This window comes from Pseudomonas sp. 8O (genome assembly GCF_902506495.1).
GTDB lineage: Bacteria > Pseudomonadota > Gammaproteobacteria > Pseudomonadales > Pseudomonadaceae > Aquipseudomonas > Aquipseudomonas chaetocerotis.
In genome coordinates this window covers 112,912-138,366 of the sequence record NZ_LR733263.1, presented here as the reverse complement: position 1 = coordinate 138,366, position 25,455 = coordinate 112,912, and the positions used below count along the sequence as shown (strand labels likewise).

The following is a 25,455-nucleotide window of genomic DNA, read 5'->3' as shown; positions in this document are numbered from 1 at the left end:
AGCGGCCTGCCTTGTCATCTTTCTATCGTGGCGATACCGCCTGGTTGGCGGCGGCAACATAGCAGAAAACACACATCAAAACGATAATGACTTACATATAGATTTACTGATATCTCTTGATATTGAGCCAGTTATGCACCAGGCGCGCACCACCTCAATTGCTTGATCGGAGCGCAGGGCGGTGCCGGACCGCTTACCAGATAGAGCGCATAGCCACGCAGAGCACGGGGAAAACTCACTGACGCGAGAACACCCACCACTGACGCTCTTCGGGTGTCTGCTTTGATTGCTGGAATGCTGGCCAGCACGCCCGGAAGCCTTGCAGGGCTTGAGTTTTGCCTGAGACCGGGCTCATGACGGCCTTTACCGTCGAGGGCCAGGAGGCCTGCTGATGCAGGGAAAGCCGCATGGCGCAGGCTTCCCTGGAGGAGATTTACCGTCAGCTCCGATAGCAGCGGGAGGGTCTTCATCAGGCCGCCGATGCCTACCGTTGCCCCTACCGCCAGAGCCTTCTGCTGCCCAGCGATAGCCACCGACAGATACCATGACGACTTTCTTCTGAATCAACACGTCACGGCATCTATAGATTGCTACCGAAGCTCGGAAGGACCTGGCTTCACTCCCACTCGATGGTCGCTGGCGGCTTGCTCGACACGTCGTAGGTGACGCGGGAGATGCCTTCGATCTCGTTGATGATGCGGCCGCTGACGGTCTCCAGCAGCTCGTAAGGCAGGTGCGCCCAGCGAGCGGTCATGAAGTCGACGGTTTCCACCGCGCGCAGGGCGACGACCCAGGCGTAGCGACGACCATCACCGACCACGCCAACCGATTTCACCGGCTGGAACACCACGAATGCCTGGCTGGTCTTGTGGTACCAGTCGGCCTTGCGCAGTTCTTCGATGAAGATGTGGTCGGCGCGGCGCAGGATGTCGGCGTATTCCTTCTTCACTTCGCCGAGGATGCGCACACCCAGGCCCGGACCCGGGAACGGGTGGCGGTAGACCATGTCGTAGGGCAGGCCCAGTTCCAGGCCGATCTTGCGCACTTCGTCCTTGAACAGCTCACGCAGCGGCTCGACCAGCTTGAGGTTCATTTCCTCCGGCAGGCCGCCAACGTTGTGGTGGCTCTTGATCACATGGGCCTTGCCACTCTTGGCGCCAGCCGACTCGATCACGTCCGGGTAGATGGTGCCCTGGGCGAGGAATTGGATATTGTCCAGCTTGCTGGCCTGCGCATCGAACACATCGATGAAGGTGCGACCGATGATCTTGCGCTTCTTCTCCGGGTCGGACTCGCCGGCCAGGTTGCCAAGGAACTGCTCTTCGGCATCAGCACGGATCACCTTGACGCCCATGTTCTCGGCGAACATGGCCATGACCTGATCGCCTTCGTGCAGACGCAGCAGGCCATTGTCGACGAATACGCAGGTCAGCTGGTCGCCGATGGCCTTGTGCAGCAGCGCGGCGACCACGGAGGAGTCGACACCGCCGGACAGGCCGAGCAGCACGTTGGCATCGCCGACCTGGGCGCGTACGGCAGCGATGGCGTCTTCGACGATGTTGGCCGGGGTCCACAGGGCTTCACAGCCGCTGACTTCCAGCACGAAGCGCGAAAGGATGCGACCGCCCTGTTTGGTGTGAGTCACTTCCGGGTGGAACTGCACGCCGTAGTAGTGGCGAGTGTCGTCGCACATGGCGGCGATCGGGCAGCTCGGGGTGCTGGCAAGGATGTGGAAGCCTTCCGGCAGACGGGTGACCTTGTCGCCGTGGCTCATCCACACGTCGAGACCGAGCACGCCGTCGGCGTCGACATGGTCTTCGATGCCGGCCAGCAACTGGCTCTTGCCGACCACGTCGACACGGGCGTAGCCGAACTCACGTAGGTCGGAACCTTCGACCTTGCCGCCGAGCTGCTCGGCCATGGTTTGCATGCCGTAGCAGATGCCCAGTACCGGCACGTTCAGGTCGAACACGGCTTGCGGAGCACGCGGACTACCTGCTTCGTGCACCGACTCCGGGCCACCGGCGAGGATGATGCCGCGCGGTGCGAAGGCGCAGATGTCCTCGTCGCTCATGTCCCAGGGGTGCAGCTCGCAATAGACGCCGATCTCGCGCACGCGGCGGGCGATCAGTTGGGTGTACTGGGAACCGAAGTCCAGAATGAGGATGCGGTGGGCGTGAATGTCGTGGGCCATGGCCGTCTCTCGTAGGTATTCACAAATGACACGGGGCTGATCGAACAGCCCCGTTATTCATACATTGTAAAATCGATTTGCCGCGTCGCGAGCGACGAGCAGGCAAGGCGGAGAGAAACGAGAGAGCGGAGTTTGCTGAAGCAAATGAGCATCTCGAGTTTTTCTCCAACGCAGCATGCCCAAGCGCAGCAGCGTCAAATCGATTTTTTTAGCCGACGCGGTAGTTCGGGGCCTCTTTGGTGATCTGCACATCGTGGACGTGCGACTCGGCCATGCCGGCGCCGGTGATGCGCACGAACTCAGGCTTGGTACGCATTTCCTCGACGGTGGCGCAGCCGGTGTAGCCCATGGAGGCACGCAGGCCGCCCATCAGCTGGTGCACGATGGCACTCATCGCGCCCTTGTAAGGAACGCGGCCTTCGATACCTTCCGGCACCAGCTTCTCGGCACCCGCCGAGGAGTCCTGGAAGTAACGGTCGCTCGAACCCTGTGCTTGCGCCATGGCGCCCAGCGAGCCCATGCCACGGTATGCCTTGTAGGAGCGGCCCTGGAACAGCTCGACTTCGCCCGGTGCCTCTTCGGTACCGGCCAGCATGGAGCCGATCATCACGGCGGACGCGCCAGCGACGATGGCCTTGGACAGGTCACCAGAGAAGCGGATGCCACCGTCAGCGATCAGCGGTACGCCAGTGCCGGCCAGTGCTGCAGCCACATTGGCCACGGCGCTGATCTGCGGAACACCGACGCCAGCCACGATACGGGTGGTGCAGATGGAGCCTGGACCGATGCCGACCTTGACGCCATCGGCGCCAGCTTCGACCAGCGCCTTGGCAGCTGCGCCCGTGGCGATGTTGCCACCGATCACCTGGACTTCCGGGAAGTTCTCCTTGACCCAACGCACGCGGTCGATCACGCCCTTGGAGTGGCCGTGAGCGGTGTCGACGATGATCACGTCGACACCGGCATTGACCAGAGCACCTACGCGATCACCAGTATCAGCACCGGTGCCGACGGCAGCGCCAACACGCAGACGACCCTGATCGTCCTTGCTCGCCAGCGGATAGGCCTTGGCTTTCTCGATGTCCTTGACAGTCATCATGCCCTTGAGGGCGAAGGCGTCATCGACGATCAGCACCTTCTCGATACGGTGCTTGTGCAGCAGCTCGCGCACGGTTTCCTTGGCTGCGCCTTCCTTGACGGTGACCAGGCGTTCTTTCGGCGTCATCACGTCACGCACTTTAGCGTCCAGACGGTTCTCGAAACGCACGTCGCGGGAGGTGACGATGCCCACCAGGTCGCCGTTGGACAGCACCGGCACACCGGAGATGTTGTGCAGGCGGGTCAGCTCGAACAGGTCGCGCACGGTGGCATCGGCCTCGATGGTGATCGGGTCCTTGACCACGCCGGCTTCGAACTTCTTGACCTTGCGCACTTCGGCAGCCTGCTGCTCGATGGTCATGTTCTTGTGGATGATGCCGATGCCGCCTTCCTGAGCCATGGCGATGGCCAGGCGCGCTTCGGTAACGGTGTCCATGGCTGCAGACAGCAGCGGGATGTTCAGTTCGATGCCGCGGGTCAGGCGGGTCTTCAGGCTGACATCCTTGGGCAGCACCTCGGAATAACCGGGGATGAGCAGGACGTCGTCGAAAGTGAGTGCTTCTTGGCTGATGCGCAGCATGGCGGGCTCCCGAGCGGGAAAATAAGAAGCGCGGCATTATACCCAGCGAGCCCATTTCACTCAATGCAAAGTATGCCTCTAGGCAGTCATGTCTTGAAAATCATAAAATAATGATTCTCAAAAACACCTGCACTTGAGTGCCAAATGAAATCTACCCGCCCGTTCTTGAGTAGCCGATGCGCCACTCTGCTTACCCTTTGCCTGCTTCCAGCCGGTCAACTGCTGGCCCAGGAGCTGGAGCTGCCCAGCCAGGAAGTGGTCGCCAAGCCCGCCCTGGAAGAAGACGGCTACCAGGCCAAGCGCGCCAGCACGGCAAGCAAATCCTCCGTCGCACTCAAGGATGAGGCCCAATCAGTACAGGTGGTAACGCCACAGACTATCGAGGACTTCCAGGTCAGGTCGCTGGACGATGCGATGAAGTTCGTTAGTGGCATGACCCAGAGCAACACACTGGCTGGCACACAGGATGGTTTCGTCAAGCGCGGCTTTGGTGGCAACGCCGACGGGTCGATCCTCCGTGACGGCATTCGCTCCAGCCTCTCACGCAACTTCAGCGCCACCACCGAACGCGTGGAAGTGCTCAAGGGGCCGGCCTCACTGCTGTATGGCGCGCTGGAGCCGGGTGGCCTGATCAACGTCATCAGCAAGAAACCGCAGTACCAATGGGGCACGCAACTGAGCGCGGACAGCTCCAGCTTCGGCGGAGGCAGCCTGGCAGTTGACGTTACCGGCCCAATTGCCGATAGCGGCCTGGCCTTTCGCCTGGTTGCCGAGCGTCAGCACGAAGATTATTGGCGTAACTTCGGCGAAGAAGAGCACAGCCTGATCGCGCCCTCGCTGAGCTGGGAGGGCGAACGTCTGCGCCTCAACATCGCCTACGAATACAAGGAATACAGCAGCCCGGTGGATCGAGGCACGGTGATCATCAACGGCAAGCCGGCCAAGGTTTCCTATAACGACCGTTTCAGCGAGCGCTGGTCCAAGGCTGAAGGTATCGATGAACTGCTCACGGCTACTGCCGAGTACCAGCTCAGCGCCGACTGGTCGAGCCGCCTCACCTATGGCTGGAACAACGAGCGCTACGACTATGCCGAAGCTCGCCCCAATGTTCTGAATGCCACTACAGGCGCGCTCAGCCGCCGCTCCGATGGTAGCGAGCATGACAACCAGACCCAATATCTGGCCTGGGACTGGATCGGCAAGGCCACGCTATTCGGTCAGCGCCATGATCTGCTAATTGGTGCAGACACAGAACGCGTCGACAACTTTCGTGGCGATACCTGGCGCGGCCCGGCAGTCGGCGGCTTCAACATCTACAACCCGGTCTACGGCAACCTTGCCGCACCCTCCCTGCTCAATCTGTCACAGAGCGATCGCCGCGACGAATTGCATTCGCGCTCACTTTACGTGAAAGACAACTGGCACTTGAACGAGCAATGGATTCTGGTGCTTGGCGGCCGTTACCAGCGCTTCGAGCAGTTGGTCGGGCAAGGTCGAGGGGCGCTGTACAAGCCGACCACCGACCGGCAAGACACCACCTTCCTGCCCTTCGGTGGCCTGGTCTTCCAATTGAACGACCAGGTGGCGTTCTACGGTAACTACAGCCGCTCCTTCGTGCCCAATGCCTCGGATACCGATACCGGCCAGGCATTCGACCCCGAAGAAGGTCGCAGCTACGAGCTGGGCGTGAAACTCGATCTGCCTCAAGGTATCGGCGCCAGCCTGGCGCTGTTCGATATCGAGAAGGAAAACGTCGTAGTTACCAACAATTCCGTATCGGAAGCCGCAGGCAAGGTCAGTTCGCGCGGCGTAGAGCTGGATATCACCGGCCGCCTCAGCGAGCGCTGGGAACTGCTTGGCAGCTACGCCTACACCGATACGGAAATCCTCGATGACCCGGCCAACGAAGGCAACGAACTGGTCAACGCCGCGCGCAATGTCGGCAGTCTCTACCTCGTCCATCATCTGCATCTGCCCCAGGAGTTGGGTCAGTGGAGACTGGGTGGCGGCGCCCGTTACGTCGGTGAGCGTGCCGGCGACAACGCCAACACATTCTGGCTGGACAGCTACACGGTGGCCGATGCCTTCGTCAGTTGGGACAGCCAACTGCTCGGCGAAAAGACCCGCCTGCAACTGAACGTACGCAACCTGTTCGACGAGCGTTACTACTCCTCCAGCGGCGGCAATCTACGCGTTGCCGTGGGCGAGCCGCGCGAGGTGCGCTTGTCAGCCAGCGTCGAGTTCTGACCTTAGCCTGATGGCAACTGCTGAGCGCCTGTGGGAGGCGCTTCAGCGGCGACTGAAAACATCATAATCCCTACGCAAAATTTGAAATTTATCAACACCTCAGCAGATTTGAATTTCGCGTGGAAACCAAGCTTACTGGCAGTTCAAGCTATACGCTCATAGCTGTGGATAAATCCGCTCATACAATTGCACGTCGGAAGGGCAGTCAATTTCGCCCCATGGCGCATTCGTCGGCGTCCCGCCAACCCGTATACCGTCCTCAATCAGCAAGGAAAACAGCGAGGTCATATCAACTTGTTCACGCTGCTCAATGCTCAACCGTTGCAGTTGATCATTGAGAGCACACCAACCTCTCGGCGTCAGCTTGAATAAGCCCATGTATTGTCCTTGGATCTGCTCCAACGTCTCGGCACGATGGCCGATTTCGCAGATCCTGCCGTTCTCGATAACAAATCGCTCCATGTCATCCAGAGGTTGATCGAAGCGCTGCTGCCAGAGTTTCACCGCCCGGGGATCAAATGCTAGATCAATATCTTCGTCTTTTTGTATCAGGGCCCTGACTAGCTCTGGCGAATAGAAAATATCGCCGTAACTCACCACACACGCCTGCGAGTCCAGCCATTCATGGGCAGCACTAAGCGACTGGCGAATTCCCGTCGTACTCCACAGCGGGTTGATAAACAGCCGATCAGCATAGGGCGCGAGCATATCGCTGCGATAACCCGCAACAATGCCGATCTCGGTAATACCAGCGGCACGCAAAGTACGAACTGTTCGCTCGATTAACGGCATACCGTTGAATGTCACCAATGCCTTGGGCCGCAGATCAGTGAGCGCCCCCAATCGGCTACCACGTCCAGCCGCAAGAATGATTGCCTTCATGGTGAAATTCCATAAACCTGGCGGACCAAGGAAAGGTCAGCACTGTCCCAATGTTGATTACGTTCGGGGTGCCACATCACGGCGCTATGACCTAAGCAGGGGTTGCTGACGGCTTCGACTACACCGTCCTCACTGACTGCCTCGACTTTATAATCAGGTGGCACTGCATAAAAGCCGTAATCGTGAAACGAGTTGACCCGTCGAACCGCGCCGTGAAAGTCAATGTCGTGCTCGCCTACGTGGGATGCAACGGGCTCTAGCGTTGCCCCGGCACGACTGAGCATCACCTGCATACCACGACATATGCCTAGGACTGGAAGGCGATTCTGTGCGGCCCACGCCAACAGCATGGCTTCGGTTTCATCTCGCGGACCGGTAATACCCGACAACACCTGACAACTACCGCCCCCGGTCAATAGCACACCCTGCGGCTGAAGCCGCGCCAACAGGTCACGACTGACATGGGCATCATTGGGCATGTAAAGAGGTAGCACCCCACAATGAGACAGAAAGGACGTCCAGCGCGCATCAATCGCATCCCTCCACTCATCTCGCGCTGTATCGAACAGCCGAAGCATGGTGACGGCTATCAAGGTCATGACAGCACCTGGATACGACGCTCGGCACAATCGAGAATTAACCGTGCGCTCGACAGCAAACTACGAAATTTCGCGTCCCCAACACCGATTGCAGCGGGGATTGCAAACTCCCGGGCACGGATCGACATGTGAGAGTTTTCGCCACCGTAAGCGGTAATGAACCCCGCGATACGGTGAGTGAAAATCCAGTCGAAACCAGGGTCGGCGCTCTCGATCAACACAATGCAGCCTTCGATGTCGCGCTTGCTAGTCTCTTCTGCCCGCAATACCGCCACTGGCGCTTCAGTCGCACTGCGGGTGATGAAGTTCGGATTGCATGTCTCAATGGCGTGAGACAACAAATCCTGAGGCTTGCATACAATGACCGGGGTGCGGATACCTTGAGTCGACTGCCACCGCACTCGGTTGCTGGCGATCTCATCACGAATCATCTCCACCCGGAGCTCTTCAAGGTTGCCGAAAAAATCGTCAACTCTTGCGAAACTCAACTCTTCGCGCCCCAACTGATGACTCTCTCCCCAAATGCCGAGCGCCTTGAGGGCTTGCGAGACGAAAGCACCGTACAAGTACTTTACCTTCTCCCGGGCGGCGACAGCGGCATCAAGAAACTTGAAAAAATGTTCAGCCGATACGCGAAGCTGACACTCGTCGAAGGCTTGTTGCACAGCATTACGAACTTCACGACTGATCACCCGCGGTCCTTCATCACGATGAGCCCGTTGCAGCGGCGTATTCCAGTCGAAATAGGCGTCGGGGGTTTCATCGTATCGAGCCACGCGTAAATCGTAAGTGCCGGGACGTACATGGCCGTGCAGGCGTAAGAACGCTTCTTTGTGCAGTATTCGAAAGTCGTCGGCTATCTTGCGTCCAACGGTGTACACGCTGCCGATCAGCGAATCCGTGACACCCGCAGGAATTCGCTGCATGGTTTCCAGCGACTTGATGACTGAGGTAGCAACAAATGCCGCCCGCGCTACGCCGGAAAAAACTTCTCCAACCACCTTTGCGTCAGCCAGGGCGTGACGTAATCGCTGAAGCGGATCCTCGCTCTGCTGATGGCTGCCAAGTCTTTCGACTTTTTGTTCAATCCGGGGGAGTCGCGTCAGGTCCGAGAAAAACGGCCCATCGGCGCTGATGATGTGTTCGGTAACGCTCTTCAGTTCTGCCAGATAGAGCGCATGCTGAGCCGCGCTCAATCCGTTGAAAGCTGGAATTGATCTCGCGGGCATGGCCGCCAGTTGTGGCGTAAAACAGGTGGGAATAATCGAAAACTCAATCTTGTCGTGCAACGACTGGTGAGCTGCGAGGTATTCACAACACTCCTTGACCACCGAGTTGACGATCGACAACGGCAGCGCTGCTGGAATGAACGACTCCACGCTATAGGGAATGCAGATGTATGGTGAGCCACTGAACTGATACATCAATGGTTTGTTGCGCATGTCGCGGTAGCCGTAGCGGAACCGCGCCGACGCCCAATTCACATCAGTGATCAGCTCCTTATATAGCGAATACGCCAACGGTCGCGGCTTGACACCAATCATCTCGGCTGGATTCCAGTCCGGCATCAGCCCCAAAAAGGCATTGAAGCTATGCTCGGGCTCTCGAGTATTTCTGGCCAACCCTTCAAGCAGCACTACCTCTGAATCCAGGATCGAAAGCAACGCCTGGTCCGATTGCAAATCGATGTTCTCCACGCCTTGTCCCGTCATCGGCCGAACCTGAAACAGAAGCGGCCCGTCTTCGGTGATCGCGAACTCGATATCCAGCGCGTCGCGCTCAGTCAGTTGCTCGACTTCGGCCAGCAGGGCGAACAACCCCTTGAGCTCCACCGGTTCTGAACAGCACTGGGATTTGAGCGCCACGAACGAGTGAACAGTACCGGTGCCGGCAGTGACGCCATCCGTTTCGTGACCTGGTACATAATCGACCACATAGTAAGGCAGGCCGGTTTCCGGATCACGAGTCATCGCTACCCCCGACGCCAACACCCCAGTTGCCATACTCTGGATCAGCACTTCATCGAAATCGCCGGCTTGCCCGTATGAGCCGATTACCCGTTCAATGGCCTGTTCCAATGCTATAGCCCCACGCACATTACCAACCGAATCGTACATACCAGCCCCCGAGGTGCCATCTTGATCCTCCGACAGACTGCTGGAGCGCACGATCAATGAATGATCACCGAAGCGGTTTACACAATAATCCAGAATGGCCTGTCGCTTGCTACGCCAGTTCCTGACCGTGAACCGGAGTAATGGCAGCACGCGGCCAGTTTTCAGTAATGGGGCAAGGCTTTCCAGCGTCCCGGCTTTACCAGAAAACTCGAAAGGGCCGGCTAAAGTCATCGACTGCATGTCGTCTTCCACTGTTAGAGGTAATTACATTCCATTGTGAGCAGCTATGACTGCCAAGAACCGGTATGACAGTGACTTACGTCAGTTCCGGACCGGCGTATTTCGCCAGTTCGTTGCCATACAACAAGGACAGTTCAGCCAGAAAACTGTTGCCCTTTTTCGCGGCCGCGTAGGGGCAGCTGTCGAGCACAATGACATGGCCGATCGTTCCGATATTGCCGGTGTAGACGCTCACATGCTGACCGGGCACAACATGGGCAGTACAAAACTCGATCTCGTACTTGTCCAGCAGCTGCTGTAGCGTTCGAGGATCATAGCTATCGGCAATCCGTCCGCCATGTCGCGAGGCGATCGTGACTACGGTACCCGCAGTTTCAATCAGCGAATCGTCAATCTTGATGATCTCCCCCAAATGCAGACGGATCAGCATTTCGAATGGATCAATACCGGTCAGCATCCTATACATTTGCGGTGCGACACTGCCCATCATGCGTGCATTGATCTCCACCAGGCATGGGCCGTTTTCGTCACGGAGCAACTCGACGTGATACAGGCCTACGTCCAGTTTCAAGGCAGTGAATACCTGCTGAACATAGGTCTCTATTTCATTCCGCGCTGCCGTATCCAGACCTGACGGCATGGTTGCTGTCATCTCGAGGATCTCGTTGTAGTCGGCGCGAAAACGAATAGTGGTAGCGTAGCAAGACACTACCCCGTCCTGAACGATGACTTCAGCAGAGTGCAGCGTACCGTTCACGTATTGTTCGACCAGGTATTCGCGGCTGACTAAGGCTTCAATCATCTGATCGGAATCAGTACGGACTTGACGGATATTTTCGACGAATGCGTCGAAATCCTGCTGAGTAAAACAGATCGCCGAAAACTGTTTGGCAAAACCACGCGTGGGTTTGATCACGAACGGCAAAGCCAACCAAGGCGCGATGCCTTCGGCCAGTTGGCTTTCGGTCAAGACCTGGAAGTCAGGAGAACGCACGTTTTGGGTGCGCAATATTTCACGCAGACGACTTTTATAGACAGCGCCGCAAAGATTTTCATAGCTTGGGTAACGCGTACCGAGCAACTCGGCTTCTCGGGCCACGGCAACAATCGCCGCCTCGGACGTAGAGATCAGCGCATCAATTTTTCGAATGCCGTTGAGCTTTGCCAACAGATTGTGAAACTCGTCGCCCTCAAGCGAATCAACGCGAATATATTCGTCGACGTGTTTAAGGTACGTCTCGATTTTCGAGTGATCCCCCTTGAGCGATATTGTCAGAAACGACGTATCGCGCTGGTGAATAAATGTCACATGACAACCCAGGCGCTTGGCAGCTTCAAAGGCGAGCAGGCCACTGACAGTGCTATCAACCAAAACGACATGTTTCATAAAGCGCCCCATATAGTTATGCGTAATAGAGGAGAAAACTGCAGAAGGAAAAGACAACCGTAATGAAGGCCACCGTGGGAACGGTCTTGAATTTCGGCAATTTCAGGTTCATGACCTGAAGTACGGCAATGAGAAACATCAGCACCAGCACGTCATCAGCGCCAACCTTGCCTGCCGCCACTGACTGGAAAGCTAGCGCGAACAGCAAACCGGAGTAGGTCGTCGGCAAACCGCAATAACCCACCGGAGCGTCAGGATGATTGATGGAGAAAACAGCTAGGCGCAGTACACCGGACAGCACTAGTGCAGAACCCGCCAGTACGGCCAGAGATGAAGGAATCAGCATGATCAGAACAAGTGCTGGTACGACACTGAAATTCAGCAGGTCGGCAAAACTGTCCAGATGCTTGCCAAACTCGCGCCTTGGCGCGTCAGCGGCCAACCAAGTTCTTGCAATGTGCCCATCAACAAAATCTAGTATCGCCGCCAAACAAATAATACTAGCAGCCCAAGACAAGCGTCCTTGTTGCGCCACGACCACGACCGCAAAAGACAACAGAGTGTTTAATACTGTCACCCCATTAGCTAAATCAAAAAAACGAACGAACGGAAATATCGCAGCCATCCTGTGCATATCTCATGACTTCCTTGTGCATATTCAAAATATTTACTACATAACCTGCTCCACCGGCTTCAAACTCAACGAGAACACTAGAGCAACCGAAAAATAAAGCACGGAAAAAATAATGCTAGTCAACAGCAAGCCAATATGCTCAACCAATAACGAACCGAAGATTATTGTTAAAACCATTCCGGCATAAACGCCCGCATATTGCACTGACGCAACCAGAGGCATGGCATTGGCCGGAGTTGCCAACACGACGTCGGATTGCAACTTGAAAAATGCCAGTTCAAAGAAAAAAATATAGAAAAAGTAAGCTCCATAACTGGAGGTCAAGCCTCCACCGTAGGCGGCTGCCATCATGAACAATGCGCTCGCAGCTGCCATGGAAAGGGGCGACAACTTATGACCGCGCTTGCTCACCTTGTAGTAAAGGATCGCGCCGACCAAGGCGGCCACGCTATTGACCATTTGCAGCAAGCCCACATAGTCCTCCGACAAACCCAGAACATGGGCCGGCAGAATCACCCGCGAGACATTGAAGAAGCCCTGATAAACGCTGACGAGAATAATGAAGTTCCAGAAACTGCGGCGCAGTTGCGGGCTGGTCCTCATAAGATTCGCAAATGTTTTGATCAGCGCCGCAGACTGAGGGATGGTGACGGTAACCGGGCGCTCCGCACGGGGTAGCAGAAAGGCAGCGAAGGAGGCTATGGAGAACAGCGCGGTAGTGATTGCCAACGCGTGCCAAGGCATCATATCGCCCTTGACCAGTGTCATTGCAGTACCGGCGATGCCACCGGCAATAAACTGCGCTGTCAGGGTCAACGGAACGGTGGACTCGACATTTGCTGAATTGAAGTAGCATTTGATGGCAACGATTCGGCCGACCCGCTGCAACGCGTCCAGTGCACCAATAGCAATACCGCCAACGATTGCAACCAATGCAACAGTCGGCAGTAGCGAATAAACCAGCACTACCACCAACAGCGCCAAGGCATTGGACAAAAGCAATAATGTACGTGGAGATACTTGATCGGACAGTCTATAAATTTGCCCAACAAACAATACGGGCAAGAGCATGGGTGAAAACAGCACGACCTGCGAATAAAGCAAGCTGCCGGTTTCCTTGTAAGTGTAATAAGACAGATAGATATAGGTTAGCGTGGACGCACAAATGGCGCACAGATTTACAACCCAAATAAGGACTGTGAGAATTTTAAACGAATGATTAAATCGCATGTCATCCCTTACCTACAAAAATCTCCTAGTAACTGCAGGCACGCTATCGTAAAAAAAATAAAGCCACAACAATCCGCAACAAAAAAGTCATAAATCTCTGAATCGTTCAGCTACGCGACAATTTGGAGCGAATTTACTGTCAACGTAAACCTCCAGAGTAGAGAAAATTAAGCTGGGTGGCCTCTATCAACGCTACGACCAATATCTGGTTCAGGGGCTGGGCAGCAGCCATAACCGTTTGATCGGCGATCAGGGCCAGGCCTTCCTGCCTTTTGTAGGGGGTGGTATTCGCCGCCACGGACAAGCTATCGCTGCATGCCAACTACAGCGAATCGTTCAAACCCAATTAGTCGGACACTCTGGCCGATGCCAGTGCCTATGACCCGGAAGAGGGCAAGAGCCGCGAGATTGGCGCCAGGTACGACATCACGCCCTACCTCAGCACCGACATCGCGGTCTACGACATCGAAAAGCACAACGTGGTGGTCAGCAACAACGGCAACTCCGAAGCCGCCGGCAAGGTGGGTTCGCGCGGTGTGGAAGTCGACCTGACCGGGCGCATCGCCGAGCGCTGGAACCTGATCGCCACCTACGCCCACACCGACACGGAAATCCTTGATGATCCGAGCAATAAGGGCAATGCACTGGTCAACGCAGCGAAGAACATGGGCAGTCTGTACCTGAGCCATGACCTGGCGGTGCGAGGCGAACTTGGCCTCTGGCGTGTCGGCGGCGGTGCACGTTACGTCGGCAAGCGTGCGGTGGATAACGCCAACAGTGCTTGGCTGGACAGCTACACCGTGGCCGATGCTTTCGTCTCCTGGGAAACCACGCGCCTGCTAGGCGACAAAACCAGGCTGCAGCTCAATGCCAACAACCTGTTCAACAAGGAATACTACCCGTCCAGCGGTGGTGACCTGCGCATCGCCGTGGGCGAGCCGCGTGAACTGCGCCTGTCGGCCAGCGTCGAGTTCTGAGCTTATCCTGACGGCAGCGCAGCCACCTTGTGCCGAGCACCTGTGGGAGGCGCTTCAGCGGCGACTGAAGACAGCACAAATCGCGGCTGAAGCCCCTCCCACGGGCCTAAGCGCACCTGCTCAAGCCGGAGCGTCGACCCGTACCTGCCTCACCGCAAAGCCCAGGCGTTCGCCGAATTCTTCGACGAACGCCGGGCGCAGGCCGGCGTCCATCCAGCCGTTGAAGATGAAGCCCAGGTTGGAAAACCCGCAGGGCTGCAGGAACAGGAAGCCGTTGATGTCATCTTCATGCCCGCATTCCGGGCAGGTGAAGTTGTCGGTTTCCCCTGGCCACCACAGTTCCAGGCTGTCGAACAGCGGCACGCCCACTTCCTTGCGGCATTCGGCGCAGCCCGCCTCTTCGAGAAAGCCCTGCGTCGGCATGTATATGCAGCGGTTGGTGATGATCTCCAGGCCATTGTGCGCCTGACCATAGGGCAGCAACTCGGGACGCTGGGCGATACGCCGAGCGCCTGGCCCGATGGCGTAGGCCATGCCGTTGCCGCCCTGTCCGCAGGTGGTCGGCAGCGCCTCGACGATTTCCCGCTTGACCAGCCAGCGCAGCATGGCTTGGGCCTTTTGCTCGTGAGCGGGAAGCGTGGATATCTGCGGGACGAGGATCAGTTGTGCAGTCATGGGGCTCGAAGTGGGTGCAAAGAAAGGCGGCAGCTTAGGCGCTGCCACCGGCAAATCAAGCCCCGCGACAGATCGCAGCAGTCGCCTGTGCTTCGCGCCGAGCCAGCCAGCGCGCACGCAACACGTCATAGATCCAGTTGAACGCCAGGGTATAAGGCAGGAAGAACAGGATCAGCACGATATCCAGCAGCAACGCCTCGAGCAGGCCAATCGACAGCCACCAGGCGGCCAGCGGTACCAGCACGACGATTAAGCCCGCTTCGAACAGCAGCGCATGACTGACCCGCGCCCACAGGCCGCGCTCGAAGCCCAGACGACTCTGTGCGCGGTCGAACAGGTAATTGAACAGCATGTTCCACAGCATCGCCACGGTGGAAAACATCAGGGTCAGCACACCCAGGTGCAGCAGCGGCTTGTCCATGAACCAGGCCATGGTCGGCGCGCAGATGAGCACGGCGATGGTCTCGAAGGCCAGGGCGTGACCGATGCGCTCACGCAATGAGCGCGGCAGGGGCTGAGTCATGAAACGAACCTCGTGATAAGTGACGACGAGCGCTATGATCATCGGAATATCAGCCAACCAAAAGGCAGCTGCCATCGGCAAAACCGATATGAATATTTCCCCCGATTCCCTCCAGGCCTTCGCCCAGGCGGCCAACTGCGGATCGCTCAGCGCCGCAGCGCGGCGTCTGGGCAAGAGCCAATCGACCATCAGCGAGGCCGTCGCTCGCCTGGAAATCGACCTGGGCGTGGCACTGTTCGAACGCGGCCCGCGCAAACTGCAGCTGACCGCAGCCGGTGCCAGCTTGCTGGCTCATGCCGAGGAAGTCCTCTGCGCCAGCGACCGTCTGGCGCGCCACGCCGCAGGTTTGGCCAGAGGCCAGGAGGCACGCCTGACGCTGGCACTGTCCGACGCCTACCAGCCGAAACAATACGAAGTGCGCCTGCAGGAGCTGGATCAGCGCTTCCCCGACCTGCAGTTCGAGAGCCTGATCGCCGAACAGACCGACGTGCTCGATCTGGTCACGCAGGGCCGCGCGCAGTTGGGACTGCTTGGTGCGCAAGCGACCTATCCGCCGCATATCGCCCACGCCCGCCTGGAAATGAGCAGCGAGTTTGGGCTGTTCGTCGCCAAGGGTCACCCCCTGAGCACGCTGCCCCAGGTGCGTCAGGATGACTTGTCGCGCTGGCGCCTGCTACGCCTGAGCAGCGTCGCCCATGACGATGCGAACACGGACGAGTTGCCCGGCAGCGGCGGCCGCTGCTGGGCCGCGCCGGACTACCTGATGCTGCTGGAGATGGCACGGCTGGGCTTCGGCTGGGCCGAACTGCCGCGGCAACTGGTCGATGCCTACGGCTTCGGTGGCCTGCATGAACTGCCCTGCAGTGGCTGGCCGCGGCGGGTGACGGTAGACGCCATCTGGTCGCGCCAGCGCGAGCTCGGCCCGGTCGCGGCCTGGCTGCTCGAACGCCTGCAGCAAGACGCCTGATGAAGGTCGCGCCGATATCGCTCTCGACTTATCATGCCGCCCCATGATCAATGACCCTTTTGCCCGCCTGAACCTCGACCGCGAGGTCCTCAGCGTCAGCCAGCTCAACAACCGCGCCCGCCTGCTGCTGGAGGACGTGTTCGCCGGCATCTGGGTCGAGGGGGAAATTTCCAACCTCGCCCGCCCGGCCTCCGGCCACATCTACTTCACCCTGAAGGACAGCCAGGCCCAGGTGCGCTGCGCGCTGTTCCGGCAGAACGCCGCGCGCGTGCGCCAGGCGCTGCGCGATGGCCTGGCGGTGAAGGTGCGCGGCAAGGTCTCGCTGTTCGAGGGGCGCGGCGACTACCAGCTGATTCTCGACGCCGTGGAGCCGGCCGGCGACGGCGCCCTGCGCCTGGCCTTCGAGGCGCTGAAGGAGAAGCTCGGCGCCGAAGGTCTGTTCTCTACCGAACGCAAGATTCCACCCTGTCGACCGGCGCGCATTCTACACGCCTCACCTCGCTTTGCAACCCCTCTTTTAAACTTAACTTATTGATTAACAAGAAGTTTTTGAAGAGCTTCATCGCTGAAGTGGCGCGCATTCTACATCAGCACGGCGAGCTGTAAACCCCTGGTATGCAAATAATTACGTAAATCGGATCAACCGCCCTCCCATCTATATATGAAGGCTCAGATCACTCCTGCCTCGCGCAACTCGGCAATCTGCATTTCACTCATGCCCAGCAACCTCTGCAGCAGGCTATCGGTGTGCTGACCCAGCAGTGGCGGAGCCGCACGATAAGCCACCGGCGTAGCGGATAGGCGCAACGGACTGGCGACCTGCGGTGTGTTGCTGCCCAGGGCATTGGGCAGGTCGAGACGCAAACCGCGCGCCTGTACCTGAGGGTCGGCAAACACCTGCTGCAGATCGTTGATCGGCCCACAAGGCACGCCGGCCTTTTCCAGCAACTCGATCCACTGCGCAGTGGTCTTGAATACCGTGGCCTGGCGCAACAGCGGGATCAGCTCGGCACGATGGGCAACCCGGGCCTTGTTAGTGGCAAAGCGAGGGTCATCGGCAAGCGTCGCAATATCCGCCACTTCGCAGAACTTACGGAACTGCCCGTCGTTACCCACCGCGAGAATGAAGCTGCCGTCGGCACTGGGGAAGTCCTGGTAGGGCACGATATTGGGATGGGCATTCCCCAGGCGCTTGGGTGATACACCTGTCGCCAGGTAGTTCATGGCCTGATTGGCCAGGCAGGCAACCTGCACATCGAGCAAAGCCACATCTATATGCTGACCCACACCGGATTGCTCACGCTGATTCAGCGCGGCCAGCACGCCCACCGTCGCATACAAGCCGGTAAGGATATCGGTCAGCGCCACGCCGACCTTCATCGGACCCGCACCTTCCTCACCTTCCGGACGCCCAGTCAGGCTCATCAGGCCTCCGAGCCCCTGGATCATGAAGTCATAGCCCGCGCGCCTGGCATAGGGGCCGTTCTGGCCGAAGCCGGTGATCGAGCAATAGATCAGACGTGGGTTGATCGCCTTCAGCGATTCGTAATCCAGGCCATAGGCCGCCAGGCCACCGACCTTGAAGTTCTCCAGTAGCACATCGCACTGCGCGACCAACTCACGCACTAGGCGCTGGCCTTCGGGCTGGGTGAAATCCAGGGTCAGCGACTGCTTGTTGCGATTGGCGCTCTGGAAGTAGGCCGCCTCACGCGAGTCATTACCCTCGGCATCCTTTATATAAGGAGGCCCCCAATGCCGGGTGTCGTCGCCCGAGCCCGGACGCTCGACCTTGATCACCTCTGCACCGAGGTCACCGAATATCTGTCCGGCCCAGGGACCAGCCAGCACGCGCGACAGATCGAGTACGCGGATATGTGACAGAGCACCGGACATAGGCTTCTCCGTAGGGTGCGCCACGCGCACCATGGATCAGTGATAGGCGCGAGCCTTTAGAAGAACGCCTGGATGCCGGTCTGCGCACGCCCAAGAATCAGTGCATGTACGTCATGCGTGCCCTCGTATGTATTGACCACCTCGAGGTTGACCAAGTGACGGGCAATGCCGAACTCGTCGCTGATGCCGTTGCCGCCCAGCATGTCGCGCGCCAGGCGCGCGATATCCAACGCCTTGCCGCAGCTGTTGCGCTTCATGATCGAGGTGATCTCCACCGCAGCGGTGCCTTCATCCTTCATTCGGCCGAGGCGCAGGCAACCCTGTAGAGCCAGGGTGATTTCGGTCTGCATGTCGGCCAGCTTCTTCTGGATCAGTTGATTAGCCGCCAGTGGCCGGCCGAACTGGTTGCGATCGAGCACGTACTGGCGTGCGGTGTGCCAGCAGAATTCGGCGGCGCCCAGGGCACCCCAGCTGATGCCGTAACGGGCGGAGTTCAGGCAGGTGAATGGGCCGCGCAGGCCGCGCACATCCGGGAAGGCGTTCTCTTCGGGACAGAACACGTTATCCATGACGATCTCGCCGGTGATCGAGGCGCGCAAACCCACCTTGCCGTGAATCGCCGGAGCGGAAAGACCTTCCCAGCCTTTCTCCAGCACGAAGCCACGGATCTCGCCAGCATCGTCCTTGGCCCAGACCACGAACACATCGGCGATCGGACTGTTGGTAATCCACATCTTGCTGCCAGTGAGGCGATAGCCACCCTCGACCTTCTTGGCACGGGTGACCATAGCGCCCGGATCGGAGCCGTGGTTCGGCTCGGTCAGGCCGAAGCAACCGATATACTCGCCACTTGCGAGCTTGGGCAGGTACTTCTGCTTGGTCGCTTCATTACCGAACTCGTTGATCGGCACCATCACCAGCGAGGACTGCACGCTCATCATCGAACGGTAACCGGAGTCGATGCGCTCCACTTCACGGGCGATCAGCCCGTAGCACACGTAATTCAGGCCACTGCCACCGTAGGCCTCAGGAATGGTCGCCCCCAGCAAGCCGGTTTCGCCCATTTCACGGAAGATCTTTGGATCGGTCTGCTCGTGGCGGAACGCCTCGAGCACGCGAGGCGCCAGCTTGTCGTCCGCGAACTGCTGGGCGCTATCACGCACCATGCGCTCTTCTTCGGTCAGTTGCTGATCGAGCAGCAGCGGGTCGATCCAGTTGAAGCTTGCCTTGGCCATTGCGAAAACCCTCGAAGCAGTGAAGTGAGCGGCCAACCCAGCCGACCCTGAATGGCTTTGATCCTAGGCCGGCTTCGAGCAGAGGACAAACGCAGAATTTGCACATATCTGTGCTTTTTCCTCACTCCGAGATAGTTTATTCATCTGAATTTATCGATTATGAGTGAGGCTTTTGCATATATGCGCCGCAAGATACCCAGCACCGCCGCCCTGGTCGCCTTCGAGTCCGCCGCTCGCCACCAGAGCTTCACCAAGGCCGCCGACGAGTTGAACCTGACGCAGAGCGCGATCTGCAGGCAGATCGGCGGGCTGGAGAGCTTTCTTAATGTGGAGCTGTTTCGCCGCTCAAGGCGCGGCGTGGTGCTGACCGAAGCGGGCGTCGCCTACAGTCGCAAGGTGGCAGCGCAACTCGATGCAGTGGAGCGCGACACCCTGGCGCTGATGGGCAACCAGGGCACCACCAGTATCGAGCTGGCGGTGGTACCGACCTTTGGCACGCAGTGGCTGCTGTCACGCTTGCGTAACTTTCAGCAGCTGCACCCTGAGGTGACGGTGCACCTCACCAACCGCACGCGCCCCTTCCTGTTCGCCGACACTCACTTCGATGCCGCCATTTATTACGGCGACGCCGAATGGTCGGGCACCGAAGCCCATTTCCTGATGCATGAGCACCTGCTGCCGGTGTGCAGCCCGGCGCTACTGGGCGACACCCCGGTGACAGTTGAGCACATCGCCGCTCTGCCCCTGCTGCAGCAGACCACCCGTCCCTACGCCTGGCGCCAGTGGTTCGCCGCCCAGGGCATGAATGTGGCTCGCGACATGACCGGCCCGCGACTGGAACTGTTCTCCATGCTGGCCCAGGCAGCGCAGCATGAAATGGGCATCGCACTGATCCCACCCTTTCTGATCCAGCGCGAACTGAAAGAGGGCAGCCTGGTGATCGCCCTTGATCGAGCTGTGCCAAACAACGACCGCGCCTATTACCTGATAGTGCCGGAACGCAAGGCCGAGTCTGCAGCGCTGAAGGCCTTTCGTGACTGGCTCCTGGCCCAGGCCGACGCCTATCGGGGTGCATGATCATCGCTAGAGAAAGATCGCTTTTAGCTCGCAGAGAACAGATACGCCCAAAAATAGAACCCGTAGCGCAAATACGGTCACACTACATTTAGTTCACCAGGGAAAGTGCTCACTAACCACTACTTTCGGGCTATGGCACTATTCTGAACGGATTGTTCGTTACTCTCCACACTCCTCCCGATTCGACCAGCGGTCATCCGGCGCGTGACTGCCTATACTGCCCTACAAGCTGCGCAGAATCTGCTGTCGGCCCGAATCTGCGCGGGCTGCACTCAGTATAAAAATCCCTCATAGACCCATTACTTGTAGTAATGCATTCTTTTTACTCCATAACTTCTTGTAAGGGTTTGCGTTCGATTGCACAATCGCCGCGCTCGCCACCTTCCGGCGGGTTATGTGCTGATCCCCAATCGCCGGCGCGCCAGCGCAGTGCCCCGGTTCACAAAAAAGATCACGCAGGAGATTAGACGTGCACATCGGTGTTCCTCTCGAAACCCATGCCGGGGAGACGCGGGTTGCCGCGACCCCAGAGACCATCAAAAAGCTGGTCGGCCAAGGTCATCAGGTGACCGTCCAGGCCGGCGCCGGCATCAGCGCCAGCATTCCAGACAGCGCTTACGAGGCTGCTGGCGCGACCATTGGCAACGACTCTGCCGCGTTTGGCGCAGACCTCGTGCTCAAGGTGGTCGCACCGACCGAAGCCGAGCTCGCTCACATCAGAGCCGGGGCCGTGTTGGTTGGGATGCTCAACCCGTTCTGCAACGAGACCATCGCGCGCATGAATGCTCGCGGCGTAACTGCCTTCGCCCTGGAGGCCGCACCGCGCACCTCCCGCGCGCAAAGCCTGGACGTACTGAGCTCGCAGGCCAATATCGCCGGCTACAAGGCCGTGCTGCTGGCAGCCCACCACTATCCACGCTTCATGCCGATGCTGATGACCGCTGCGGGTACCGTTAAGGCCGCGCGTATTTTGATTCTCGGTGCCGGTGTTGCCGGTCTGCAGGCCATCGCCACGGCCAAGCGCCTGGGTGCGGTGATCGAAGCCTCCGATGTGCGTCCGGCGGTCAAGGAGCAGATCGAGTCGCTCGGCGCCAAGTTCGTCGATGTGCCTTTCGAGACCGATGAAGAGCGTGAGTGCGCTCAGGGTGTGGGCGGCTATGCCCGGCCGATGCCGCCGTCATGGATGGAGCGTCAGGCCAAGGCCGTGCATGAGCGCGCCAAGCAGGCCGATATCGTCATCACCACCGCACTGATCCCCGGCCGCAAGGCACCGACGCTTCTGCATGAGAGCACGGTGGCCGAAATGAAGCCCGGCTCCGTGGTCATCGACCTGGCGGCAGCCCAGGGCGGCAACTGCCCGCTGACCGAGGCCGACAAGGTAGTGGTCAAGCATGGCGTGACCCTGGTCGGCCACACCAACCTGGCTGCACTGGTGCCGGCAGATGCCTCCGCCCTGTACGCACGCAACCTGCTGGACTTCCTCAAGCTCGTGATCGACAAGGAAGGCCAGTTCCAGCTCAACCTCGAAGACGACATCGTCGCGGCCTGCCTGATGTGCAATGCCGGCGAAGTCGTGCGCAAGAACGGCTAAGGAGTAGTGACATGGATCTGATTTCCGACGGCATCTACAACCTGATCATCTTCGTGCTGGCCATCTATATCGGCTACCACGTGGTGTGGAACGTCACCCCGGCCCTGCATACCCCGCTGATGGCCGTAACCAACGCCATCTCCGCCATCGTGATCGTCGGCGCCATGCTGGCGGCCGCGCTTACCGTCACCCCGCTGGGCAAGACCATGGGCACCCTGGCCGTGGCCCTGGCCGCAGTCAACGTGTTCGGCGGCTTCCTGGTAACCCGGCGCATGCTGGAAATGTTCAAGAAGAAGGCCCCGAAGGCCCAGGTGGAGAAGTAATCGATGAGCATGAACCTGATCACTGTTCTCTACCTCGTCGCCTCGGTGTGCTTCATCCAGGCGCTCAAGGGCCTGTCGCACCCGACTTCGTCGCGACGCGGCAACCTGTTCGGCATGATCGGCATGGCTATCGCCGTGCTGACGACCATCGGCCTGATCTACAAGCTCGGCAGCGAGTTGGCCGTTCAAGGCCTGGGCTTCGTCATCGTCGGCCTGCTGGTCGGTGGCAGCATCGGCACCATCATGGCCAAGCGCGTCGAGATGACCAAGATGCCGGAACTGGTCGCCTTCATGCACAGCATGATCGGCCTCGCTGCCGTGTTCATCGCCATCGCCGCCGTCGTCGAGCCGCAGTCGCTGGGAATCGTCGCCGGCATGGCCGACCCGATCCCGGCCGGTAACCGCCTGGAACTGTTCCTCGGTGCAGCCATCGGCGCCATCACCTTTTCCGGGTCGGTGATCGCCTTCGGCAAACTGTCGGGCAAGTACAAGTTTCGCCTGTTCCAGGGCGCGCCGGTGGTTTTCAAAGGCCAGCACCTGCTCAACCTGGCCGTCGGGTTGGCCATTCTCGGTCTGGGCCTGGTCTACACCTTCACCGGCGACATCACCTCGTTCGCCATCCTGGTGGCGCTGGCGTTCGTCATCGGCGTGCTGATCATCATCCCTATCGGCGGCGCCGACATGCCGGTGGTGGTGTCGATGCTCAACAGCTACTCGGGCTGGGCGGCGGCCGGTATCGGCTTCTCGCTGAACAACTCGATGCTGATCGTCGCCGGTTCCCTGGTTGGCTCTTCGGGCGCCATCCTCTCGTACATCATGTGCAAGGCGATGAACCGCTCGTTCTTCAACGTCATCCTCGGCGGCTTCGGCGCCGATGCAGATACCGGTGCAGCCAGCGGCAGCCAGGAGCAGCGCAGCGTGAAGTCGGGCTCTTCCGACGACGCCGCGTTCCTGCTGACCAACGCCGACACCGTGGTCATCGTGCCCGGCTATGGCCTGGCTGTGGCGCGTGCCCAGCATGCGCTGATGGAACTGGCCGAGAAGCTGACCCACCGCGGCGTGACCGTGAAGTATGCGATCCACCCGGTCGCCGGGCGTATGCCTGGCCACATGAACGTGCTGCTGGCCGAGGCCGAGGTGCCTTACGAGCAGGTGTTCGAGATGGAGGACATCAACTCCGAGTTCGGCCAGACCGATGTGGTGCTGGTGCTCGGCGCCAACGACGTGGTCAACCCGGCAGCGAAGAACGATCCGAAGTCGCCGATCGCCGGCATGCCGATCCTCGAGGCCTACAAAGCCAAGACCGTGATCGTCAACAAGCGCTCGATGGCCAGCGGCTACGCCGGCCTGGACAACGAACTGTTCTATATGGACAAGACCATGATGGTCTTCGGCGATGCCAAGAAGGTGATAGAAGACATGGTCAAGGCCGTGGAATAAGCCCTGACCGGTCAGACAGGAAACCCGGCCATGTGCCGGGTTTCCTGGTTATGGGCCCAGCAAAAAAATTGATTTTCAGGTCAATCATCACAACAGATCAATTTCAAACTGTACTGCTTGAAAGATCAATATAATCGGGTTGCACCCAGTTAAAAATCTCGCCAAAACAGGTTGCACCCAGTCTTTTCACTTATGGCCAGTACAGTAACATCGATTCCTGACCGAACAGTTACAAAGCAACCTATCTAATAGCACAACAATTTCATCCAGCTGTGACTACTGAGCCACTCCTGCGCTCGGGATAATTTGCCCATCGAAAGCAAACACCAGCGCCGCCACAAGCGGAAGGATGACCACCATGGAACGTACCCTCAGTTCCGCCCTGCTTCAAACTCACAGCGTTGCCAGCGACAAATCGGCCTGGCTGCTCCGCGTTATCGCCACCCTCAGCCTGTGGCAGCGCCGCATCGTCAGCCGTCGTCAACTGGCTCGACTGGATGCCCGCCTGCTCGCTGACGCCGGCATCAGCGAAAATCAGCGTTACGTCGAACTGCAGAAGCCGTTCTGGCGTTAACACCCCGCTTTGCTCCATCCCAATCTGGGATCTTCTGAGAGCTCCACCGCCTCTGCTGCGGTGGGGCTTTCGTTTTATCTGCAACAGTCATCGCCTCAGCGAGCAGTACAGTTGCCATAAAGCCGCCACTGCCCCCGCACAATTCCCTTCAGTTGTATCTGCTCGCTTACGAGCACTTGCGAGAACATGAGCTGCCAACCTTGTCTCTCGACAGGAGAACGCCATGGACCGCACTCACGAACCGCTCTCGCAACCTGCACACGGCAAGTCCCTGCACTGGCTCGGCCTCTATTCGACGCTGCGTCACTGGCAACGCAACCGCCGCACCCGTCGGCAGCTTGCCCTGCTCAATCAGCAACAACTGGCTGACGCCGGCATCAGCACAGCGGAGCGTGAACAGGAACTGGCCAAGCCCTTCTGGCGCTGAACCAGCCATGGAGCGGGAAACCGTGTTGGGCTAAGCTGCGGATGCGGGCAGAACAGCGCCCCGCCCTACCGGAGTGACCCCATATGCACCTGAAGATATCCCTGATTGCAGCGCTCCTTTCATTAGGACTGGCAGGCACCGCCTGCGCCAGCAGCCTGGTCGCGACGACCGATACCCTGGGGGGAGCCCTGGCCGGCACCGCCGAGGGCACCTCTGACGCGACCAGCTCGCTGCGCGACATGAAACAGCTGCGCGCGGCCCGCGATGACGCCGCCAGTTTCGTCGCCAGCGCTGGCGCGATCCGCAGCGCACGGCTCGAAGCGGCCCTGGCGCACATTCGCCGTCATGATGCCGAGTTGGCGACGGCAGATGACCTGGCCCTCGCTCAGGCCATCCTCAGCCTGTGAAAACTTTGCACACGTCTATCACTCGGCTCGCTGCTGACCGGGGCTGCTTGGCCCCGTAAACTTCGCCTACCTGCCAGGTCGCGGGGAACCGCGCCGGCCTGTCCACGTCAAATCGTCCGTTCTGCAGTTCTCGGAGCT

Annotated in this window: 22 protein-coding genes and 1 pseudogene; 11 read left to right on the top strand and 12 right to left on the bottom strand. The window is 59.0% G+C overall.

The features are described from left to right. Nucleotides 1-616: 616 nt before the first annotated feature. Both guaA and guaB read right to left on the bottom strand, forming a co-directional pair. Nucleotides 617-2,194, bottom strand: coding sequence for a glutamine-hydrolyzing GMP synthase (gene guaA / locus GV002_RS00625; protein ID WP_160016589.1), 1,578 nt, complete (start codon nucleotides 2,192-2,194; stop codon nucleotides 617-619). A gap of 208 nt (nucleotides 2,195-2,402) precedes the next feature. Next, entirely contained in the window at nucleotides 2,403-3,872 is a 1,470-nt protein-coding gene (guaB, locus tag GV002_RS00620; RefSeq protein WP_160016588.1) for an IMP dehydrogenase, read from the bottom strand. 144 nt (nucleotides 3,873-4,016) lie between these two features. Between guaB and GV002_RS00615 the strand changes: the two genes are divergently transcribed. After that, nucleotides 4,017-6,119 carry a TonB-dependent siderophore receptor gene (locus GV002_RS00615; protein WP_160016587.1) on the top strand — a complete coding sequence of 701 codons (2,103 nt, stop codon included), beginning with the start codon at nucleotides 4,017-4,019 and terminating at the stop codon, nucleotides 6,117-6,119. A gap of 156 nt (nucleotides 6,120-6,275) precedes the next feature. On the opposite strand, the gene GV002_RS00610 is transcribed toward GV002_RS00615, so the two are convergent. The 6 genes from GV002_RS00610 to GV002_RS00585 form a co-directional block, all read right to left on the bottom strand. Beyond that, the gene (locus GV002_RS00610) at nucleotides 6,276-7,001 is read right to left on the bottom strand and encodes an NTP transferase domain-containing protein (RefSeq protein ID WP_160016586.1); all 726 of its coding nucleotides are present in this window, start codon (nucleotides 6,999-7,001) and stop codon (nucleotides 6,276-6,278) included. Further along, nucleotides 6,998-7,600, bottom strand: coding sequence for a gamma-glutamyl-gamma-aminobutyrate hydrolase family protein (locus tag GV002_RS00605; protein WP_160016585.1), 603 nt, complete (start codon nucleotides 7,598-7,600; stop codon nucleotides 6,998-7,000). The genes GV002_RS00610 and GV002_RS00605 overlap by 4 nt, the downstream gene beginning before the upstream one ends. Next, nucleotides 7,597-9,957: a PEP-utilizing enzyme gene (locus tag GV002_RS00600; RefSeq protein WP_160016584.1), complete on the bottom strand. Its 2,361-nt coding sequence runs from the start codon at nucleotides 9,955-9,957 to the stop codon at nucleotides 7,597-7,599. The genes GV002_RS00605 and GV002_RS00600 overlap by 4 nt, the downstream gene beginning before the upstream one ends. Nucleotides 9,958-10,033: 76 nt before the next feature. Then, nucleotides 10,034-11,344, bottom strand: a complete 1,311-nt coding sequence (locus GV002_RS00595) for an ATP-grasp domain-containing protein (protein WP_160016583.1) — start codon at nucleotides 11,342-11,344, stop codon at nucleotides 10,034-10,036. Between the two features lie 16 nt (nucleotides 11,345-11,360). Beyond that, a complete protein-coding gene (locus GV002_RS00590; RefSeq protein ID WP_160016582.1) occupies nucleotides 11,361-11,978 on the bottom strand; it encodes a CDP-alcohol phosphatidyltransferase family protein in 618 nt (205 codons plus the stop codon). A 36-nt stretch (nucleotides 11,979-12,014) separates the two neighbouring features. Then, nucleotides 12,015-13,208: an MFS transporter gene (locus tag GV002_RS00585; RefSeq protein WP_256667006.1), complete on the bottom strand. Its 1,194-nt coding sequence runs from the start codon at nucleotides 13,206-13,208 to the stop codon at nucleotides 12,015-12,017. 359 nt (nucleotides 13,209-13,567) lie between these two features. On the opposite strand from GV002_RS00585, the gene GV002_RS00580 reads away from it, so the two are divergent. After that, nucleotides 13,568-14,185, top strand: a complete 618-nt coding sequence (locus GV002_RS00580) for a TonB-dependent siderophore receptor (RefSeq protein ID WP_306109742.1) — start codon at nucleotides 13,568-13,570, stop codon at nucleotides 14,183-14,185. Nucleotides 14,186-14,305: 120 nt separating this feature from the next. Here GV002_RS00580 and GV002_RS00575 read toward each other — a convergent pair whose 3' ends face one another. Together GV002_RS00575 and GV002_RS00570 are read right to left on the bottom strand one after the other, a co-directional pair. Beyond that, nucleotides 14,306-14,860 (bottom strand): sugar ABC transporter ATPase, encoded by a 555-nt coding sequence (locus tag GV002_RS00575; RefSeq protein WP_160016581.1) that lies wholly within the window; start codon nucleotides 14,858-14,860, stop codon nucleotides 14,306-14,308. Nucleotides 14,861-14,915: 55 nt separating this feature from the next. Next, on the bottom strand, nucleotides 14,916-15,383 hold the full coding sequence (locus GV002_RS00570; RefSeq protein WP_160016580.1) for a multidrug/biocide efflux PACE transporter: 468 nt from the start codon (nucleotides 15,381-15,383) through the stop codon (nucleotides 14,916-14,918). Between the two features lie 88 nt (nucleotides 15,384-15,471). Between GV002_RS00570 and GV002_RS00565 the strand changes: the two genes are divergently transcribed. Continuing rightward, the gene (locus GV002_RS00565; RefSeq protein WP_372241808.1) at nucleotides 15,472-16,350 is read left to right on the top strand and encodes a LysR family transcriptional regulator; all 879 of its coding nucleotides are present in this window, start codon (nucleotides 15,472-15,474) and stop codon (nucleotides 16,348-16,350) included. 43 nt (nucleotides 16,351-16,393) lie between these two features. Further along, nucleotides 16,394-16,834, top strand: a pseudogene (locus tag GV002_RS00560) (exodeoxyribonuclease VII large subunit); the annotation flags it as partial. Nucleotides 16,835-17,019: 185 nt separating this feature from the next. Here the strand turns inward: GV002_RS00560 and GV002_RS00555 are convergent. Continuing rightward, complete coding sequence (locus tag GV002_RS00555) at nucleotides 17,020-18,243, bottom strand: CaiB/BaiF CoA transferase family protein (RefSeq protein WP_160016578.1); 1,224 nt, start codon at nucleotides 18,241-18,243, stop codon at nucleotides 17,020-17,022. Between the two features lie 56 nt (nucleotides 18,244-18,299). Further along, the gene (locus tag GV002_RS00550) at nucleotides 18,300-19,478 is read right to left on the bottom strand and encodes an acyl-CoA dehydrogenase (RefSeq protein ID WP_106738165.1); all 1,179 of its coding nucleotides are present in this window, start codon (nucleotides 19,476-19,478) and stop codon (nucleotides 18,300-18,302) included. Nucleotides 19,479-19,658: 180 nt separating this feature from the next. Here GV002_RS00550 and GV002_RS00545 point away from each other — a divergent pair, with 180 nt between their 5' ends. The 7 genes from GV002_RS00545 to GV002_RS00515 all read left to right on the top strand — a co-directional run bounded on the left by GV002_RS00545 (nucleotide 19,659) and on the right by GV002_RS00515 (nucleotide 25,317). Further along, a complete protein-coding gene (locus GV002_RS00545) occupies nucleotides 19,659-20,555 on the top strand; it encodes a LysR family transcriptional regulator (RefSeq protein WP_160016577.1) in 897 nt (298 codons plus the stop codon). A gap of 469 nt (nucleotides 20,556-21,024) precedes the next feature. Beyond that, nucleotides 21,025-22,146 carry a Re/Si-specific NAD(P)(+) transhydrogenase subunit alpha gene (locus GV002_RS00540; protein WP_160016576.1) on the top strand — a complete coding sequence of 374 codons (1,122 nt, stop codon included), beginning with the start codon at nucleotides 21,025-21,027 and terminating at the stop codon, nucleotides 22,144-22,146. An 11-nt stretch (nucleotides 22,147-22,157) separates the two neighbouring features. Continuing rightward, nucleotides 22,158-22,469 (top strand): NAD(P) transhydrogenase subunit alpha, encoded by a 312-nt coding sequence (locus tag GV002_RS00535; protein ID WP_017676105.1) that lies wholly within the window; start codon nucleotides 22,158-22,160, stop codon nucleotides 22,467-22,469. 3 nt (nucleotides 22,470-22,472) lie between these two features. Then, nucleotides 22,473-23,909 carry an NAD(P)(+) transhydrogenase (Re/Si-specific) subunit beta gene (locus GV002_RS00530; RefSeq protein WP_160016575.1) on the top strand — a complete coding sequence of 479 codons (1,437 nt, stop codon included), beginning with the start codon at nucleotides 22,473-22,475 and terminating at the stop codon, nucleotides 23,907-23,909. A 358-nt stretch (nucleotides 23,910-24,267) separates the two neighbouring features. Beyond that, a complete protein-coding gene (locus GV002_RS00525; protein ID WP_017676107.1) occupies nucleotides 24,268-24,483 on the top strand; it encodes a DUF1127 domain-containing protein in 216 nt (71 codons plus the stop codon). Nucleotides 24,484-24,706: 223 nt separating this feature from the next. Beyond that, a complete protein-coding gene (locus tag GV002_RS00520; RefSeq protein ID WP_160016574.1) occupies nucleotides 24,707-24,910 on the top strand; it encodes a DUF1127 domain-containing protein in 204 nt (67 codons plus the stop codon). Between the two features lie 83 nt (nucleotides 24,911-24,993). Beyond that, a complete protein-coding gene (locus tag GV002_RS00515) occupies nucleotides 24,994-25,317 on the top strand; it encodes a DUF2388 domain-containing protein (protein WP_160016573.1) in 324 nt (107 codons plus the stop codon). The last annotated feature ends 138 nt before the right edge of the window (nucleotides 25,318-25,455 follow it).